We start from the raw sequence: 16,224 nt of genomic DNA on the forward strand, positions 1-16,224 counted from the left end.
GCACATTCATGGGGAGAATTCAGGCGGCTTTCAGTATCGGCGGCTGCACTTCGACCTCGATATCGGCCGGCAACGGAGGCTCGGCCCGAATGCCGTTGCGGATCGCCGTCAGCAGCGAAACCGGGTCGCAGCTGAAGCGGACGAGCTGCGTCATGCCGGTCTCGGCCGCCTTCTGGGCCGCGAACTCGAACGCCGTCACTTCGGCGAGATGCGGAACGTCGCCATGGCGTTCCGAGAAACGGGCGAAATTCCGGGCCTCGTCCGCCATGAACGGCTCGGGGCCGGTCTCCGCGAAATAGCGCAGCAGCAACGCGTCGAGCCCATCTTCGCCGAGCGACAGCCACAGATAGCGGGTCGTGAGCGGCAGCACATCGACGATACTGCCCCGCCGCGCCATCAGGATGAGGTCGACATAGATGTCGAACGCCGGATCGTCGTCAGGATGGGTCGGTTCGCCCCGGCAGCGCGCATCGATGCACCGCCGCAGATCGTCTTCCCATTCGGCCGGCGACGGATAGTCCGGCGGCGCCCGCACATCGATGGCTTCCGCCTCTTCGCCGACGGGCGAGGCCTGGCAATCGGCCGTCGGCGATTTCGCCGCGTACCAGATGGTTTGCAGCTGCCCGAGCAGATCGCGAATGTCCGCGACATCGATGTTCCGGGCATCGACATATTCCGGAATGATCTCGAAATTGATGGCCTTGAGGTTGGGAAGACCGGGCGCGGCGCGGCCGAGCAGTTCGATGACCTCCGGCTGCGGCAGGCCGCAATGCGAATCGAGCCAATAGCCGTTGTGATCCTGTCCGCCCGCGACATGGATTTCCCAGACATGATCGCGCGGCAATTGCGCGAGCACGGTTTCGGCATCGTCCCGCCCGTTGCGCTGGTTGCTCCAGATATTGTGCAGGTCGAGCAGGATCCCGCAATCGGCGCGGACCGCGATCTCTCCCCAGAATGCGCCGTCCGGCATCTCGCCGGCGCGCGGCGCGAAATAGTTGACGCCGGTTTCGAACGCGAAGGGCAGGCCGAACAGGTCCTGCAACCGCTTGATGCGGTCGACGATCATCGCGACGCTTTCATGAGTTTGCGCCGGCGGCATCAGGAATCCCATGGCGCGCCGTTCATCCCCGTTGCCCGTCGACACGAAACTCGCATGGTCGCTCCACCAGGCGGGCTTCAGTATCGCCAGCGAGCGGCGCAGCGCATCGAGCTGGCGGTCGTCGAAACCGTTGGTCGAGGCGACCGGGCAGCCGACGCTGTGGACGAGCACCGACTTGCCGAGGTCGAGCAGCGAGGCGAACTTGGCTTCGTCGATCACGAACCGGCCTTCGCCCGGGCCGGACCGTTTGAACCAGAAGGCCTGGGGTTCGATTTCGAAGACGGTGCAGGCGTCGGACAGCTCTACCGCCAGGGCTTCGAGCCCTGGCAGGTAGACGACCCCGACGCCCAGTGCGGGCGTGTTCAGCCGAACTGTCCCGGCTGGACGTTGAGCTTCTCGTCGACGCGGAAGTCGCGGAAGATGTCCCAGCGGATATCCCAGCCCGAGCAGCAGGCCAGGCATCCCAGCCGGCCGAGAATGTCCTTCTGGACCTGCTGGAACTTGTCGAAATCGTAGGCGACTTCGGCCGGCAGCGACACCCGGACGGGTTTCGCCTGCGCGGTCAGACGGGAAATTTCCTTATGCTCCATTTTGCCTCTCCTTTTTCGAGTTGTAGGGCGAGGCGAATTGTACGGGAGGACGATAGGCGGCCAAAGCGCCGTTGAGACGTAAGGCACCAGATATGCGCCGATTTGAAGGATCGTTACAGTAATTGTATAAAGGCGACACAGTCATTGTATAAAGACGACATCGCTATTGTACAAAAGCGACATGTCATGAATTTGACTTCCTTTTGAGGCCTATTTTGCGCCCCGAGTCGCGCTGTCATATATATTTCATATCAATTACGGGCGAGGCGGTTACTCCCTTCAGACAGGAACAGGCACAGAAGTGGTTCTCGTCATTGCGAGGAGCCGAAGGCGACGCGGCGATCCAGAGCGGCAAACAACACCGCTTGCTGCTCTGGATTGCTTCGCTGCGCTCGCAATGACGATCCTGTCGGAAGGGGCAAACACCGCGGTCGAGGGGGATTGCGTACTGACTGCCCGCCAGACTCCGGATAGGCACCGGGATCGGGGAGCGTCAGCCGCCCGGCGCGATCACGACCCGCCCGACGACCTTGCGCGTCCGCATCATCTCGAACGCGTCGCGCCAGTCGGAGAGGGGGAGGGCGGCGTGGACGCGCGGTTTCAGCCGGCGCGCTTCGGCAAGCGCCCAGATCGCGTCGAAATTCTCTTCGCCGCGCTCGGGATGGCGGCGGCCATATTCGCCCGCGCGCACGCCGACGACCGAGAAGCCCTTGATGAGCGGGATATTGGTCGGGACGGTCGCGATCCGGCCCGAGGCGAAGCCCACGACCAGCAGCCGCCCGCCAAAGGCGATGCAGCGCGTGCTCTCGTCGAAGATATCGCCGCCGACCGGATCGTAGATCACGTCCGCACCGCCATGCGTGATGTCTTTCACCCGCTCGCGGAATCCGTCCGTGACGTTCAGGCATGCATCGGGCGCATAGTTTTCCGCGACGATCGCGAGCTTGTCGTCGGACGCCGATGCGGCGATCACCCGCGCGCCGAGCGCCTTGGCGAGATCGACCGCGGCCAGTCCGACGCCGCCGGCCGCGCCATGGACGAGCACCCATTCGGCCGGCTGCAACGTCGCGCGCCGCACCAGCGCGACCCAGGCGGTCAGATAGGCGACGCCGAACGCCGCGGCCGCATCGAACGCCATGCCCTTCGGTTTGGGCCGGAGCGCCGCGACCGGGCAGATCGCATATTGGGCGAACCCGCCGGTGCCCAGCGTCGCGACAACGGCATCGCCGACCACGAAAGAGCCGCTCTCGCCGCCAAGCGCCACGATCTCGCCCGCGATATCGTTGCCCGGCACGAAAGGCAGGTCGGGCCGGTGCTGATACTTGCCCTCGGTCATCAAGAGATCGGGAAAGCCGAGCGCCGCGGCGTGAACCTTTATCAGCGCCTCGCCGGGTCCCGGCTCAGGCACGGGTATCTCCGCCACGCCGCACCCGGCGAAATCGGGCGCGAGATCGGCGACCTGAAGCGCCTGCATCGTTTCGGGAATTGTCATCTCGACCACCGTCTCCTGGCACCAATCACCGTCATTGCGAGCGTCGAAGGCGCGCGGCAATCCAGAGCAACGGGCGATGCGCTCGCGGCTCTGGATTGCTTCGTCGCTGCGCTCCTCGCAATGACGAAATCTGGTCCGCGGGACTCAACACCGTCACCTCAAATCAGCCCCTGGCTCCGGAGGCTCGTCTGCCCCTTGCTGCCGATGATCAGATGGTCGTGCACCGCGATGCCGAGCGGGCGGGCGGCTTCGGCGACTTCGCGGGTCAGCTGGATATCGGCCTTGCTCGGCGCGGGATCGCCGGAGGGGTGGTTATGGACGAGGATCAGTCCGCTGGCATGGAGATCGATCGCGCGGCGAATGATCTCGCGGACATAGATGGCGGCCTGGTCGATCGAGCCCTCGGTGACGATCTCGTCGCGGATCAGCACATTCTTGCCGTCGAGATGGAGCACGCGGACCCGCTCGATCGGCTCATGCGCCATATCGGCGTGAAGATAGTCGATCAGCGCCTGCCAGTTGGAGAGGATCGGTTTTTCGCGGATTTCGTCCGCCAGCAGGCGGAGCGCCGAGGCCTTGGCGATCATCAGCGACGCGACCGCTCCTTCGCTGAGGCCGCCGATCCGAGACAGCGCTTCGGGCTCGGCCGAGAGCAGGGCGCCGAACCCGCCGAATTCGCCGATCAGCCGCTTGGCGAGCGGCTTCGTGTCGCGACGCGGGATCGCCAGCGCGAGCAGATATTCGACCAGCTCGTGATCGAGCAGCGCGTCATGCCCGCCCTCGATCAGGCGTTTCCGAAGCCGGGCGCGGTGTCCCGTGCCGTCTGTGGGCGCGTCTGCCATGGGTGTTTGCTATCGGGATGGCGGCGCGCGCGCAATCGCGCTAGTCGGGACGCATGGAAGAAAGCCCGCCTGTTCAGAAGGATGCGTGGCGGCGGAAACGCTACTGGCTGGGTGGAATCGCCGCGCTGGCCGCGATCGGGCTCGGCATCACCTGGACGCAGCGAGAGGGCATCGCGGTCCGCTATATCGACGGTCTGCTCGCCGAGGCCGAGACGCAGGGCGGCTATGAGATCGCCGAACTGGGGCTGACCCGCCAGCGGGTCGAGAATCTCGTCATCGGCGATCCCGACGACCCGGATCTGACGGTCGAACGGGCGGATATCTATCTGCGGTTCGGCTTCGGCTATCCCGGGATCCGGCGGGTCGTCGCGCGCGGCGTGCGACTGAACGGCAGGCTCGTCGACGGCGAAATCGATCTTGGCCAGCTCAACGGACTGTTGCCCGAACCGACGGGCGAGCCTTTCATGTTGCCGGCGATGGAGCTCGATATCCGCGACGCGGTGATGCAGCTGGAGACGCCTTATGGGCCGGTGGCGCTGGCGGCGGCCGGGTCGGGGCAGTTGCAGGGCGGGTTTCGCGGGCAATTGGCCGCGGCAAGCCCGGGGCTGACCTATCAGGGATGCGAGGCAGAGGCGGTGCGGATGCATGTCGCGCTCGGCGTCGAGGACCGGCGACCATCGGTGGAGGGGCCGGTCCGCGCCGCCGGCCTGACCTGTCCCGAAAGCGAATTGGCGCTCGCCGAACCCGAACTGGCGATCGACGCGATCTTTTCCGAAAGCCTCGACCGCTGGGGCGGCGATGCCGAATTGATCGCGGCGTCGTTGACGCATGAACAGGGCCGCGCCGCGGAGACCCGGCTCATGCTCTCGTTCGACGGCGAAACCGGGGGGCGGACGACCGGCACGGTCCGGCTGCGCCTCGCCGATGCGCGCGGGCTGGATGTGATTGCCGAACGCCTCGGCGTGCTCGGCCATTACCGGCTGCGCGCGGGCGGCGCGTCGATCGGCTTCGACGGCGATGTCGAACTGGCGAGCGCGCGGCTGGGGCCGTCGGCGCTGGCCGGGGCGACCGACGCCTTGCGCGGCGCCGCGGGCACGCCGCTCGGCCCGGTCGGCACGATGCTCGCCCGCGCCGTGCAGGCAGCGGGCGGCAATTTCGACGCGCAATTCGCGCTGACCGCGGCCTATGGCGAGCAGGGCGGGGCGGTCCGTTTCTCGGAGATTCGCGGCAGCAGCGAAAGCGGGGCCCAACTCGCCCTCGAACGCGGCGAGGGGGTGCAATATGGCTGGCCCGATCGCGGCCTGCGGTTCGACGGCGCAATGCGGCTGGCGGGTGGCGGCTTTCCGCAAAGCTATGTGACGATCGACCAGGAACGCGCGGGCGGGCCGGTCGAGGGCTATGCCGAAGTCGCGCCGATCCGGACGGGCAATGCCGTTTTACGGCTCGCCCCGGTGCGGTTCACGGCCGCGGCGGACGGGAATACGCGGATCGTCACGCAAATCGAGATGACGGGGCCAGTGGCCGATGGCCGGGTGGACCGGCTGCGGATGCCGGTTGCGGGCACGCTCGGGCCGGGCGGGCGGCTCGCGGTAGGCCAGGGCTGCGTGCCGGTGCGCTGGGACCGGCTGGCCGTCGCCGGAGTCGTCGTCGGGCCGACCCAGCTGCCTTTCTGCCCGATCGCGGGCGGCACCCTGGTCCGCTATACCCCGGGCGCCGGTGTGAGCGGCGGCGGGCGGCTGGCGCGGCCGCGCCTGCAAGGCCGGTTGGGCGAATCGCCGCTGTCGATCGTCGCGCGCGAATTCCGGCTGCCGCTCGGCCGTCCGGCCTTCGCCGTCGACGCGCTCTCGGTGCGCCTCGGACCGGCCGGCGAACAGTCCGAACTCGATATCGCGCGGCTGGCGGCGGATTTCGTAGCGGGCGGCGTCGACGGCACCTATGCGGGCGCGGAGGGCCAGATTGCGAACGTCCCGATCCGGATGGGCGACGGTTCGGGCGACTGGCGGTTCGCGGGCGGCGTGCTGGCGGTCGACGGGATCGCCGAGGTCACCAACACCGCGCCCGATCCGCTGTTCGAGCCGCTGGTCGTGCGCGACATGGCGCTCCGGCTCGAGAACAGCCTGATCCGGGTGACCGGCGGGCTGCGCGGGCCGAAACAGGATGTGCTCGTCGCCGATGTCGATCTCTACCACGACCTTGCCGACGGGACGGGGGAGGCGGTGCTCGATACCGAGCGGCTGGCGTTCAACGACCGGGTCCAGCCGACCGACCTCACCGATCTCGTGCTCGGCATCGTTGCCGAGGTCGAGGGGCTGGTCAGCGGTACCGGCACGATCCGCTGGGACGCGGCGGGCAATGTCACGAGCGACGGCGTCTACCAGCTCACCGATATCGATCTCGCCGCCCCGTTCGGCCCGGTGCGCGGGCTCGATACCGAGATCCGCTTCACCGACCTGCTCGGCATGAACACGGCGCCTGGCCAGATCGCGACGGTGCGCGAGGTCAATCCCGGCGTGCTCGTGGAAGACGGAACGGTGCGCTACGAGTTCCTCGACAGCAACCGGGTCCGGGTGGAGGGCGCGCGCTGGCCCTTTGCCGGGGGCGAGCTGATCCTCGAACCGACGATCCTCGATTTCCGGGTCGACCGGGCGCGCCACCTGGTGTTTCGAGTCGAGGGCGTCGATGCCTTCCAGTTTCTCGAGGCGCGCGATTTCGAGAATATCGTCGCGACCGGCCTGTTCGACGGCAAGCTGCCGATGGTGTTCGACCAGGATGGCGGGCGGATCGAGGACGGGCGGCTGGTATCGCGCGTCGGCGGCGGCACCTTCTCCTATGTCGGCGAGATCAGCGACGTGAATCTCGGCGTGTTCGGCAGCCTCGCCTTCAACGCGCTCGAGCTGATCCGCTACAGCGAGCTGGCGATCGCGTTCGACGGCGCGATCGACGGCGAGATGGTGACGAGTATCGAATTCACCGGCGTCTCGCCCAATCTGGCGCGCGAGGGGCAGGGCTTCATCGTCGCCGGCTTCACCCGCGAACTCGCCGAAATCCCGATCCGCTTCGACATCACGATGAACGCGCCGTTCAACCAGATGCTCTATTCCTTCCGGCTGCTCGACGATCCCGGTTTCCTCGTCAATCAGGCGATCCGCGCCCGGATAAACCGAATACAAGCCGAACAGGGCGTTCAGCCCTCCGAAAGCGATATCATGCCATGAAGACTGCAACATTGACGTTGAAGGAGGACAATGCGACCGACGGACGGATGAACCGGCCAACCCTTTTCGCGACGGCGATTTTCGCTGTTTTGACAAGCGGTTGCGTACAGGTGTCCGCGCCCGAAGAACCCATTGTGATCGAACTGAATATTAGCGTGCAACAGACTGTCGACGTGAATCTGCAGGAAGATGTCGAGAATCTGATCGAAAACAATCCGGAGCTGTTTCCAGAATGACCAAGCGTAACAAGAGCCTCATCGCCATTGCCGCCACGGCCGCCATATTGGGCGGCGTCGCGACCATGGCCCCCGCGCAGAGCAGCGACGTGCGCCAGGCGATCGCGGCGGGCGTCGTCGGCGAGACCGCGTCCGGCTATCTCGGATTTGCCCAGACGCCGTCGGCCGAATTGCGCGCACAGGTCGATGCGATCAATCTCGGCCGCCGTTCGGCCTTTGCCGACCTCGCCCAGCAGCGCGGCACGACGCGCCAGCAGGTCGCCGAGGAAACCGCCTGCAATCGCCTGTCCAGCGTCGATCCCGGCGAAGCCTATCAGCTGCGCGACGGCGTCTGGCGGACCCGCGGCTCCGCGCCGATCCCGACCCCGCCTTATTGCTAACTACGCTCCGTCATTGCGATCCCGGCCCTCAGCCGGGGGAAGCAATCCAGAGCCGAGTGCGAAACGATCTGGATTGCCGCGTCGCCTGAGGCTCCTCGCAAAGACGGACTGCAATATTGCCTGGGTCATTCTCGCGGCAGGGCAAAGCTTGTCAGATAGGCGGGCTTGAGCGCGTCCAGCATTTCCGCCGTCACCGGAACGTCGATCTCGAACGTTCCCACCGCATAGGGGCCCGCGATATAGGGCGGCACGCGGACTCGGAAGGCGGTGAACGGCGTGCCGTCTCCACCCATCGCCGCAATCGCCACCTGGTCCAGTGTCGGGCAGTCGGCCCAGAAGTCGTCGTCCGCGATCTCGCCCATCCGTTCCGCCTGCTGGTCGCGCAGCGCGGCGCAGAAGGACCGGTCGATCATCGACAGGCCGAGATAGCGGTTGGTGAACAGGCCGAGAACGCCGATCGGACGGTCGCTCTCCACATCCCAGACCAGCGCGTCGAACGCGGTATTGCCATGCGCGCCGCCGGTATAGCTATACGTCTCGCTGCCAAGGGCGATCAGCGCATCGGTGCGTCCCGTGACCGTCCATTGCTGGCTATGCTGATATCCGCTGGCGGCCGCGGATCGCAGTTCGGCCAACTCGGCACGCCCCTCGTCATAGCCTGCCCGCGCGCGATCGCGCAGCGATTCGAGCTGGGCCTGCAGAAGCGGCGTGGTCTCGGGCAACGCGGGAATATCGAAGACGAAGCCGGCGTCTTCCGCCTCCGCCTGCTGGGCGAAACTGGTTGTGGAGGGAAGGGCGATCGCCGATCCGAGAAACAGCGCGCAAGCGGCGAGCAGGGGCCTTTTCGACAGGCGTTTTTTCGCGTTCATTTCCAGTCCCCTTGGCCGATTTTCGATGACTTCGATCCTCGCCGATTCGGGCGCGCGGAACAATCCCCAAAAGCCATGCCGCACTGCATCATATGCGGTTGACTTGAATAGGGGCGCTCACTAAACGGGCCGTGCCTTGGCGGGGTCGATCGCCTCCATGCGCGCGTCCGGCGTTAATGGCCATCGGGAGCGAGCATGGAAGAGAAAGACAACGCGCAGGATTCCTTCGTCGCGGAAGATTCGCGGCTTCAGTCGCTCGAAGAGCGATTGCAGGCCGCGCAACGCGCAGAAGAAATCCGGTCGGGCAAGCGCAACAAGGCGCCGGCGAAAGGATATCGCCAGGGCCAGAGGGTGCTTGCCGAGATGATCGGAGGTCCTGTGGGCGGTGGCGTGATCGGCTGGGTTCTCGACCTGGTCTTCGGCACCTTCCCCTGGCTGATGCTGGCGATGATGTTCCTCGGGTTCGCTGTCGCCGTCAGAAATGTGTTTCGAATTGCCAATGAGCGTCCGGAATAGCCTCGGACGGTCTTCGATTGAATGAAGCAGGATAACAAGCGTGGCTGAAGGCGGCGAAATCGATCCGATGAAACAATTCCAGGTGGAGCCGCTCGTCGGCGCCTGGGATCCGGCTGGCGGCAGCATCGTATTCACCAATTCGTCCATGTGGATGCTGATCACGCTCGGTGTGCTCTGGCTGTTCATGTGGGGCGGCATGAAGCGCGAGCTGGTCCCCGGCCGCTGGCAGCTCGCCGTCGAGGGAATAACCGGCTTTATCAACAATATGGTGTCGACGAGCATCGGCCCGGCGGGCAAGAAATATATTCCGTTCGTCTTCACTATCTTCATGTTCATCCTGATCGCCAATCTGCTCGGCCTTGTGCCGATCGGCGTGGTGCCGGGCGCCCATCCGTTCACCGTGACGAGCCATTTCGTGATCACCGGCACGATGGCCGTGATGAGCTTCTCGATCGTCCTGATCGTCGGTTTCTGGAAGCACGGCATCGGTTTCCTCAAGCTGTTCATTCCGCATGGCACGCCGGCGCCGATGATCCCGCCGCTGTTCCTGATCGAGCTGATTTCCTTCATGGTCCGCCCGTTCAGCCTGGCGCTGCGACTGTTTATCGCGATGACCGCGGGCCACATCCTGTTGAAGGTGTTCGGCAGCTTTATCGTCCAGGGCATGAATGCCGGCGTCGAATACGGCTTCCTGGTGAGCCTGCCGAGCTTCCTGCTGATCGTGTTCATCAGCGCGCTCGAACTGCTGATCTGCGCGATCCAGGCCTATGTCTTCGCGCTGCTGACGACGCTCTACATCAACGATGCAGAAAATCTGCATTGATCCTCATTCCACTCATTACCAGATACGACAAAAGGAGTTATTTCCATGGAACTTGAAGCTGCAAAAATGATCGGTGCCGGTCTTGCTGCCATCGGTGTGGGTGCTGCCGCCACCGGTGTGGGCAATGTCTTCGGCTCGTTCCTCGAGGGCGCGCTGCGCAACCCGGCTGCCGCCGACGCCGAACAGGGCCGCCTGTTCATCGGCTTCGCCGCTGCCGAACTGCTCGGCCTGATCGCCTTTACCGTCGCCATCCTGATCCTGTTCGTCTTCTAGTCGGTTCGGCGCCGCTTTCCGGCGGCGCCGGTCGATTGTAAGACCACAGACACGCGAGTAGGATTCGGATCTCATGCCACAAATAGATCAGGTCATGGTCAGCTATGCGTCACAGATCGTGTCGCTGCTCATCGTGCTCGCCATCATCTATTTCGGGATCGCCAAGGCGATGCTGCCCAAGGTCCAGGATACGATCGACGCCCGCGCCAAGCGGGTCGCCGACGATCTGGCCGCCGCCGACAAGGCGCATGAACGGGCGGACGAGATCGAGGAAACCTATCGCAATCAGATCAACGACGCCCGGTCCGACGCGAACGGCGTGACCGCGGACGCCAAGGCGAAAGCCTCGGCGGAAACGGAAAAGCGCGTCGCCGCGGCCGACGAGAAGCTCGAGGCCAAGCTGGCGGCGGCGGAAGCCGCGCTCGCCAAGGCGCGGGCCGATGCGCTGGCCGAGATCGAGGGCGTGGCCGTCGAGGCGACGCAGGACATCGTCGCCAAGGTCTCGGGCGGCCAGGTCGCCGAAGCCGAAGCGCGCTCGGCCGTGAAAGAGGTAATGGCCCATGGCTGATCCCGTCGTCACCGAAAACGGCGAAACCGGCGCCTATACCGAAGAGGCGGGGCACGGCAGCTATCCGACCGCGCTGTGGTTGGACTCCAATGGCTGGGTCGCCATGGCGATGATCTTCGTTCTCGCCGTGATGATCTGGAAGAAGGTTCCGGGCATCATCGGCGCGGCGATGGACAAGCGGATTGCCGCGATCCGGAGCGAGATCGAGGAAGCTTCGAATCTGCGCGCCGAAGCCGAGGCGCTGAAGGCCGAATATGAGGCCAAGACGGCCAATGCCGACAAGGAAGCCGCCGCGATGCTCGACCGGGCGCGCGAAGAGGCGGCCCAGATCGTGACCCAGGCCGAGGCCGATGCCGATGCGCTGATCGAGCGCCGCGGCCGGCTCGCCGAGGAAAAGATCGCCGCCGCCGAACGCAGCGCGATCGCCGAGGTCCGCGCCAAGGCCGCCAGCGCCGCCACGGCCGCCGCCGCCGCGCTGATCGAGCAGAAGCACGACGCGGAGGCCGACGAGGCGCTGATCGACCGGACGATCTCCGGCATGGACGCGCGGTTGAACTGATCCGGTTGCGGCCGATCTCACCTTTCGTCATTGCGAGCGTAGCGAAGCAATCCAGAGCCGGAAGCGATGGCGCTTGCAGTTCTGGATTGCTTCGTCGCCTTGCTCCTCGCAATGACGATTCTCCTGCGCGGCAGAATCGGTCATTGGTTGAAGTGGGTTTGTCCTAGACGCATCCAGCGCTTAAATTGACGTCCGTGAAAGCCGACCGTCCCGACATTCCCAACGCGCCCGAACGCTTTAACGAGGAAAAGGCGACCTATACGGTCAAGGGCGCCGACACGCCCGATCTCGAGGCCGGGGTCGCGGCGATTCGCGATGTCGTGAAAACCTTGCCCGCGCGGCCCGGCGTCTACCGGATGCTCGATGCGCGCGGCGATGTCCTCTATGTCGGCAAGGCGGCGACCCTCAAATCGCGCGTGCCGAACTACATGCAGATCCAGCAGCTACCCAAGCGGCTCCAGCGCATGGTTGCCCAGACCCGGGCGATGACGATCGTCACGACCGAGACCGAGGCCGAGGCGCTGCTGCTCGAGGCGCAGCTGATCAAGCGCTACCGCCCGCCCTACAATGTCCTGCTGCGCGACGACAAAAGCTTCCCCTTCATCCTGCTGCGCGAGGATCACGATTTTCCGCGGATCATGAAGCATCGCGGCGCGCGGCGCGCCAAGGGGCAGTATTTCGGCCCGTTCGCCAGCGCCGGGTCGGTCAACCGCACGATCAACGCGCTGCAGAAGATGTTTCTCCTGCGCAATTGCACGGACAGCTTTTTCGCCAATCGCGACCGACCGTGTCTGCTCTACCAGATCCGCCGTTGTTCGGCGCCCTGCGTCGGGCGAATCAGCGATGCGGATTATGGCGAGCTGGTCGAGGATGCGAAGGCGTTTCTCTCCGGCAAGAGCACGAGCGTGCAGCAAAAGCTGGGCGCGCAGATGGAGCGGGCTTCCGAGGAACTCGATTTCGAGATGGCGGCCGTTTACCGCGACCGGCTGAAGGCGCTGACGTTCATTCAGGGCAGCCAGGCGATCACCGCGCAGGGCGTGTCCGACGCCGATGTCTTCGCGTTGGCGAGCAAGGCGGGGACGGTCGGCATCCAGGCCTTCTTCATCCGCGGCGGGCAGAATTGGGGCCATCGCAGCTTCTTCCCCGCGCATGTGAAGGGCGTGCCGGAGGACGAAGCGCTGCAGGCGTTTCTCATGCAATTCTACGAGGAGGTGCCGCCGCCCAAACTGGTGCTGGTCGACCGCGATCTGCCCGAGACGGAACTGCTCGCCGAGGCGCTGGCCGAACGCGCGAACCGCAAGGTGACGCTCAAGATTCCGCAGCGCGGGGACCAGCGCAAGCTGCTCGATCAGGCGCGGCGCAATGCGGCCGAGGCGCTGGAGCGGCGCCTGGCCGAATCCTCGAGCCAGGCCAGGGTGATGCGGCAGATGGCGGAACTGTTCGAGCTGGACGATGCCCCCGACCGGATCGAGATCTACGACAACAGCCATGTTTCGGGCACCAATGCGGTCGGCGCCATGGTCGTCGCCGGGCCCGAGGGCTATCGCAAATCCAACTATCGCAAGTTCAACATCAAGAACCCGGACACCGCGCCGGGCGACGATTTTGCGATGATGCGCGAGGTGTTCGAACGCCGCTTCGCGCGGGCCGAGAAGGAAGATCCAGAACGCCGCAAGGGCGAATGGCCGGACTTGGTGCTGATCGACGGCGGCAAGGGGCAGGTCAGCGCGGCGGCCGAAACGCTGGAGGAGATGGGGATCGGCGATGTCGCGCTGATCGGCATCTCGAAAGGCCCGGACCGCAATGCCGGGCGCGAGCATTTCCATTTTCCCGACGGGCGCGAGCAGATGCTGCCCGCGAACAGCCCGTTGCTTTTCTATCTCCAGCGGCTGCGCGACGAGGCGCATCGCTTTGCGATCGGCGCGCATCGCCAGAAACGCGCCAAGGCGATGGGGACGAGCCCGCTCGACCAGGTGCCGGGCATCGGCCCGGCGCGCAAACGCGCGCTGCTGCTGCATTTCGGGACGGCGCGGGCGGTGAAATCGGCCGGGCTCGACGATCTGGCGCGGGTGCCCGGCGTCTCGAAGGCGATGGCGCAGACGATCTACGACCATTTCCACGCGAGCGGCTAGCGGTGTTTGGGTGTGAGGGCGCCGTCACCGGGCACTTGTCGGGCGCTGATCTATGGCGAACCGTATCGGCATTGCAATTTTGGCCGTCATTGCGAGGAGCGGAGTGACGAAGCAATCCAGAGCGGCAAGCGCATCGCGCGTTGCTCTGGATTGCCGCGTCGCCTTGCGGCTCCTCGCAATGACGATTTACCGAGGCGCAAGGGATAAGTGCCCAACACGTCCAGCATGACGGTCTGGGCCACTTATCGGCAGAATTCGACGGCCGGGTTCAGACCTGTTTCGCGGTGCGCGTCCGAGGCGCGACGTCGAACAGATAATAGGCGGCGAAGGCGAACAGGCCGGCCGAGAGGAACAGTTCGCGAAATTCGGTCGCGTCCGGAACGTCGAGCATCTGCGGGCCATAGGCGAGGACAAGCGCCTGGCCGATCCCGATCAGTAGCGCGATGGCGGCGAAGAGACGGGTCTCGCCGACCTGTCCGCGCCGGGCGGCGCCGACCGCGAACACGAGCATCGCGAACAATGTGAAGAAGACCAGCATCTGGATCGGCACGAGGTTCCAGTGGCCGTAGCTGAAATACACCATCGGCGCACTGAGCGCGGCAACCGAACGATTGGGAATGAAGTCGGCGAAATAGGCCAGCGGCCGCCAGTCGCGGAGCGCCGGCCAGGCGAACGGCAGGACGATCAGGAACAGTCCGGTTCCCGTGTAATAGACGAGCTCGGCGATATCGGTGTGGATATTGTGGAAGTTGAACTCGCTCTGCCAGTTGCGCTCGGCGATGCGGTCCGGGGTCTCGAAGCCCAAGATGCGCTGGCCCCAGGAAATTTCCTCCATTGCGATGAGGAAGAACAGGCCGGCAAAGCCGAGCGGGATCAGCACGCGCAGGAGGGTGGCTCCAACTCCTCCGAGCGGCGAACGCGCCTGGCGCAGGGCGGCGACAAGGAAGAAAATGGCGCCTGCCAAGACGAACAGCGCGGACAGCCATTCGAGGATGTTGTCCTCGCGCGCTAACCAGTGAAACAGGGCGGGATTCCAGACGAGTATTGCCGTCGCGGCCGCCGCGATTGCCGTCACCATCACGCCGTTGCGGATCTCCGCGGGCCAGAGCGGCGCGATGTCGGCCGATTCCGACTGCAGCCAAGGCCGGGCCAGCGCGGCCGTCAATATCCCGGCGAGCGCCGCCGACAGCGCCATGCGGGCCAGATGATAGGTGGAAAAGGCGGCGGATTCCTCGCGCGCCGGATGCCAGCCGAACGCACCCAATTCATAGGCGGACGTCGCGACGATACCGACGATCGCGAGAAGGGCGGCAGCCATTATCGCAACGGGCAGGCGGGCGGGAGCGGTCGTAGAATCCGGCATGGGGCGAGATTAGACGGCCATGGTAAATCTATCGCTAAGGCGTCGGAACCGCGTGATTATTGGCCGGTTCGCAGGAAAAGCGGCCGCAACAGTGCGGCCAGCGCGCCGCCGCGCACGAACAGCAGATCCAGGATTTCGGGGCCGGGTTCGGCGCCCATGTCGGTCTTGTACCCGGCATCACCGGCGCCCCAGCTGATCGTTCCGACGCCGCGTTCGGTCGCGACCTCGAAATCCTTGTAGAGCGACAGCTTGCCGGGCCCGAACTTCGCATAATCCTCGTGATAATTGTTGGCGATGTAATAGCGGCGGTTGCCAATCTCGAGGCCGAAGGTGAAGGCGATCGGCGTTTCGCCCACGCTCATCAGGCTGCCGAACAGCATCGGCGCCAGCGCTGCGTCGCGGGAAAGTGTCTCCCAGATTTTTCGCCGCTCCGGATCCAGAAACTTCGTGTCGCCGCCATCGTCGAGCCGCGCCAGCCAGCTATTGGCCTCCACCGCCGCCATTGCGTCCATCGTTTGCGCATCGAGGCCCGTGCCGTCGAAAAAACGGTACCCGACCTCGCCGTGATCGCCGAGTTTCCGCTCGCGCGCCCGCGTCTTGCGGGCGGTCGATCCCTTGGGCCAGGAGCCGGCGGCCCGGAGTGCGGCGAGATCCAGTTCGTAACAGGTGGCGAGCGATTTGCGAACGACGTGCCAGCCCTGTCCGGGGGCGAGCGCCATCAGGCGGCGGGCGGCCGGATCGTCGGAATAGACCGGGCCGTAGCGCCAGACGCGGCCGAGCGCGTGCTGAAACGCGTCCTCGCCGATAATGGCGGCAAGCTCGCTATCGGCGAGATTGTCGGCGATCGGGGCACTGCGGAACGGCCAGTAGCTGCCCGCCAGCTGCTTGATCGAGAACGGACCGATCTTGCGGTCGACCAAGGGGAGCGCGAACACCGGTGTGCCGTCGGCCCGGCGTGCGCCGACGATCGAAAAGCCGGGATCGGCCGCTTCGAACCAGCCCGATCGCAGAAACGCCTGCGCCGGGGGCGCAATCGCCGTCACCGCGTCGAGATCGGCCGCGTGGAACGGGCCGATTTCGGCAACAGCCGGATCGCTTTCGATGGTCTTCAGGATATTCAGGCTATCACGCTCCCTGATCGCACGGGCAAAGGGTAAGCGAATAGCGGTGTCATGCTTAAAATCGCGTTTATCCGCATCCAAAGGCCCGGAATCGTGCCGATGTTTACGATTATTTTCACCCTTGAGCCTATTCGGGATGGATGGGT

The 16,224-nt window shown here is 65.2% G+C and carries 16 protein-coding genes; 9 read left to right on the forward strand and 7 right to left on the reverse strand.

The genetic code is table 11. The features are described from left to right. Nucleotides 1–19: 19 nt before the first annotated feature. The 4 genes from HFP57_RS01000 to radC all read right to left on the reverse strand — a co-directional run bounded on the left by HFP57_RS01000 (nt 20) and on the right by radC (nt 4,023). Nucleotides 20–1,318 (reverse strand): MbnB/TglH/ChrH family RiPP precursor modification enzyme, encoded by a 1,299-nt coding sequence (locus HFP57_RS01000; protein ID WP_176868025.1) that lies wholly within the window; start codon nt 1,316–1,318, stop codon nt 20–22. 143 nt (nt 1,319–1,461) lie between these two features. Beyond that, a complete protein-coding gene (locus HFP57_RS01005; protein ID WP_176868026.1) occupies nt 1,462–1,689 on the reverse strand; it encodes a hypothetical protein in 228 nt (75 codons plus the stop codon). Between the two features lie 493 nt (nt 1,690–2,182). Then, complete coding sequence (locus HFP57_RS01010) at nt 2,183–3,181, reverse strand: NADPH:quinone oxidoreductase family protein (protein ID WP_343045245.1); 999 nt, start codon at nt 3,179–3,181, stop codon at nt 2,183–2,185. 158 nt (nt 3,182–3,339) lie between these two features. Continuing rightward, nucleotides 3,340–4,023, reverse strand: coding sequence for a RadC family protein (gene radC / locus HFP57_RS01015; RefSeq protein WP_176868027.1), 684 nt, complete (start codon nt 4,021–4,023; stop codon nt 3,340–3,342). 53 nt (nt 4,024–4,076) lie between these two features. Here radC and HFP57_RS01020 point away from each other — a divergent pair, with 53 nt between their 5' ends. The 3 genes from HFP57_RS01020 to HFP57_RS01030 are packed head-to-tail and all read left to right on the forward strand — an operon-like array spanning nt 4,077 to nt 7,854. Next, a complete protein-coding gene (locus tag HFP57_RS01020) occupies nt 4,077–7,238 on the forward strand; it encodes an intermembrane phospholipid transport protein YdbH family protein (protein ID WP_176868028.1) in 3,162 nt (1,053 codons plus the stop codon). 17 nt (nt 7,239–7,255) lie between these two features. After that, nucleotides 7,256–7,474, forward strand: a complete 219-nt coding sequence (locus HFP57_RS01025; RefSeq protein WP_425500718.1) for a YnbE family lipoprotein — start codon at nt 7,256–7,258, stop codon at nt 7,472–7,474. After that, nucleotides 7,471–7,854 (forward strand): YdbL family probable chaperone protein, encoded by a 384-nt coding sequence (locus HFP57_RS01030; RefSeq protein WP_176868029.1) that lies wholly within the window; start codon nt 7,471–7,473, stop codon nt 7,852–7,854. Before HFP57_RS01025 ends, HFP57_RS01030 begins: the two co-directional genes overlap by 4 nt. 125 nt (nt 7,855–7,979) lie before the next feature. Here HFP57_RS01030 and HFP57_RS01035 read toward each other — a convergent pair whose 3' ends face one another. Next, the gene (locus HFP57_RS01035; protein ID WP_176868030.1) at nt 7,980–8,723 is read right to left on the reverse strand and encodes a PdaC/SigV domain-containing protein; all 744 of its coding nucleotides are present in this window, start codon (nt 8,721–8,723) and stop codon (nt 7,980–7,982) included. Nucleotides 8,724–8,918: 195 nt separating this feature from the next. Here HFP57_RS01035 and HFP57_RS01040 point away from each other — a divergent pair, with 195 nt between their 5' ends. The 6 genes from HFP57_RS01040 (at nt 8,919) to uvrC (ending at nt 13,594) form a co-directional block, all read left to right on the forward strand. Further along, on the forward strand, nt 8,919–9,239 hold the full coding sequence (locus HFP57_RS01040; RefSeq protein WP_176868031.1) for an AtpZ/AtpI family protein: 321 nt from the start codon (nt 8,919–8,921) through the stop codon (nt 9,237–9,239). Nucleotides 9,240–9,306: 67 nt separating this feature from the next. Continuing rightward, the gene (locus HFP57_RS01045; RefSeq protein WP_176871081.1) at nt 9,307–10,062 is read left to right on the forward strand and encodes a F0F1 ATP synthase subunit A; all 756 of its coding nucleotides are present in this window, start codon (nt 9,307–9,309) and stop codon (nt 10,060–10,062) included. A gap of 45 nt (nt 10,063–10,107) precedes the next feature. Next, nucleotides 10,108–10,335 carry a F0F1 ATP synthase subunit C gene (locus HFP57_RS01050; RefSeq protein ID WP_116235407.1) on the forward strand — a complete coding sequence of 76 codons (228 nt, stop codon included), beginning with the start codon at nt 10,108–10,110 and terminating at the stop codon, nt 10,333–10,335. 73 nt (nt 10,336–10,408) lie between these two features. Continuing rightward, nucleotides 10,409–10,903: a F0F1 ATP synthase subunit B gene (locus tag HFP57_RS01055; protein ID WP_176868032.1), complete on the forward strand. Its 495-nt coding sequence runs from the start codon at nt 10,409–10,411 to the stop codon at nt 10,901–10,903. Then, a complete protein-coding gene (locus HFP57_RS01060; RefSeq protein ID WP_176868033.1) occupies nt 10,896–11,462 on the forward strand; it encodes a F0F1 ATP synthase subunit B family protein in 567 nt (188 codons plus the stop codon). The genes HFP57_RS01055 and HFP57_RS01060 overlap by 8 nt, the downstream gene beginning before the upstream one ends. A 194-nt stretch (nt 11,463–11,656) precedes the next feature. Further along, complete coding sequence (gene uvrC / locus HFP57_RS01065; protein WP_246263239.1) at nt 11,657–13,594, forward strand: excinuclease ABC subunit UvrC; 1,938 nt, start codon at nt 11,657–11,659, stop codon at nt 13,592–13,594. A gap of 268 nt (nt 13,595–13,862) precedes the next feature. On the opposite strand, the gene HFP57_RS01070 is transcribed toward uvrC, so the two are convergent. Both HFP57_RS01070 and HFP57_RS01075 read right to left on the reverse strand, forming a co-directional pair. Continuing rightward, entirely contained in the window at nt 13,863–14,912 is a 1,050-nt protein-coding gene (locus HFP57_RS01070) for a hypothetical protein (protein WP_176868034.1), read from the reverse strand. A gap of 101 nt (nt 14,913–15,013) precedes the next feature. After that, a complete protein-coding gene (locus HFP57_RS01075; RefSeq protein WP_176868035.1) occupies nt 15,014–16,159 on the reverse strand; it encodes a GNAT family N-acetyltransferase in 1,146 nt (381 codons plus the stop codon). Nucleotides 16,160–16,224 lie beyond the last annotated feature (65 nt).

Origin of the sequence: Parasphingopyxis algicola, from assembly GCF_013378075.1 — a bacterium.
Taxonomy (GTDB): domain Bacteria; phylum Pseudomonadota; class Alphaproteobacteria; order Sphingomonadales; family Sphingomonadaceae; genus Parasphingopyxis; species Parasphingopyxis algicola.

Bases quoted from the DNA above. Each gene is read 5' to 3' on its own strand.
- HFP57_RS01020 (WP_176868028.1), top strand. From the start codon at position 4,077: ATGGAAGAAAGCCCGCCTGTTCAGAAGGATGCGTGGCGGCGGAAACGC.
- radC (WP_176868027.1), bottom strand. From the start codon at position 4,023: ATGGCAGACGCGCCCACAGACGGCACGGGACACCGCGCCCGGCTTCGG.
- HFP57_RS01055 (WP_176868032.1), top strand. From the start codon at position 10,409: ATGCCACAAATAGATCAGGTCATGGTCAGCTATGCGTCACAGATCGTG.
- HFP57_RS01050 (WP_116235407.1), top strand. From the start codon at position 10,108: ATGGAACTTGAAGCTGCAAAAATGATCGGTGCCGGTCTTGCTGCCATC.
- HFP57_RS01060 (WP_176868033.1), top strand. From the start codon at position 10,896: ATGGCTGATCCCGTCGTCACCGAAAACGGCGAAACCGGCGCCTATACC.
- HFP57_RS01070 (WP_176868034.1), bottom strand. From the start codon at position 14,912: ATGGCTGCCGCCCTTCTCGCGATCGTCGGTATCGTCGCGACGTCCGCC.
- HFP57_RS01045 (WP_176871081.1), top strand. From the start codon at position 9,307: ATGAAACAATTCCAGGTGGAGCCGCTCGTCGGCGCCTGGGATCCGGCT.
- HFP57_RS01035 (WP_176868030.1), bottom strand. From the start codon at position 8,723: ATGAACGCGAAAAAACGCCTGTCGAAAAGGCCCCTGCTCGCCGCTTGC.
- HFP57_RS01005 (WP_176868026.1), bottom strand. From the start codon at position 1,689: ATGGAGCATAAGGAAATTTCCCGTCTGACCGCGCAGGCGAAACCCGTC.
- HFP57_RS01010 (WP_343045245.1), bottom strand. From the start codon at position 3,181: ATGACAATTCCCGAAACGATGCAGGCGCTTCAGGTCGCCGATCTCGCG.
- HFP57_RS01030 (WP_176868029.1), top strand. From the start codon at position 7,471: ATGACCAAGCGTAACAAGAGCCTCATCGCCATTGCCGCCACGGCCGCC.
- HFP57_RS01040 (WP_176868031.1), top strand. From the start codon at position 8,919: ATGGAAGAGAAAGACAACGCGCAGGATTCCTTCGTCGCGGAAGATTCG.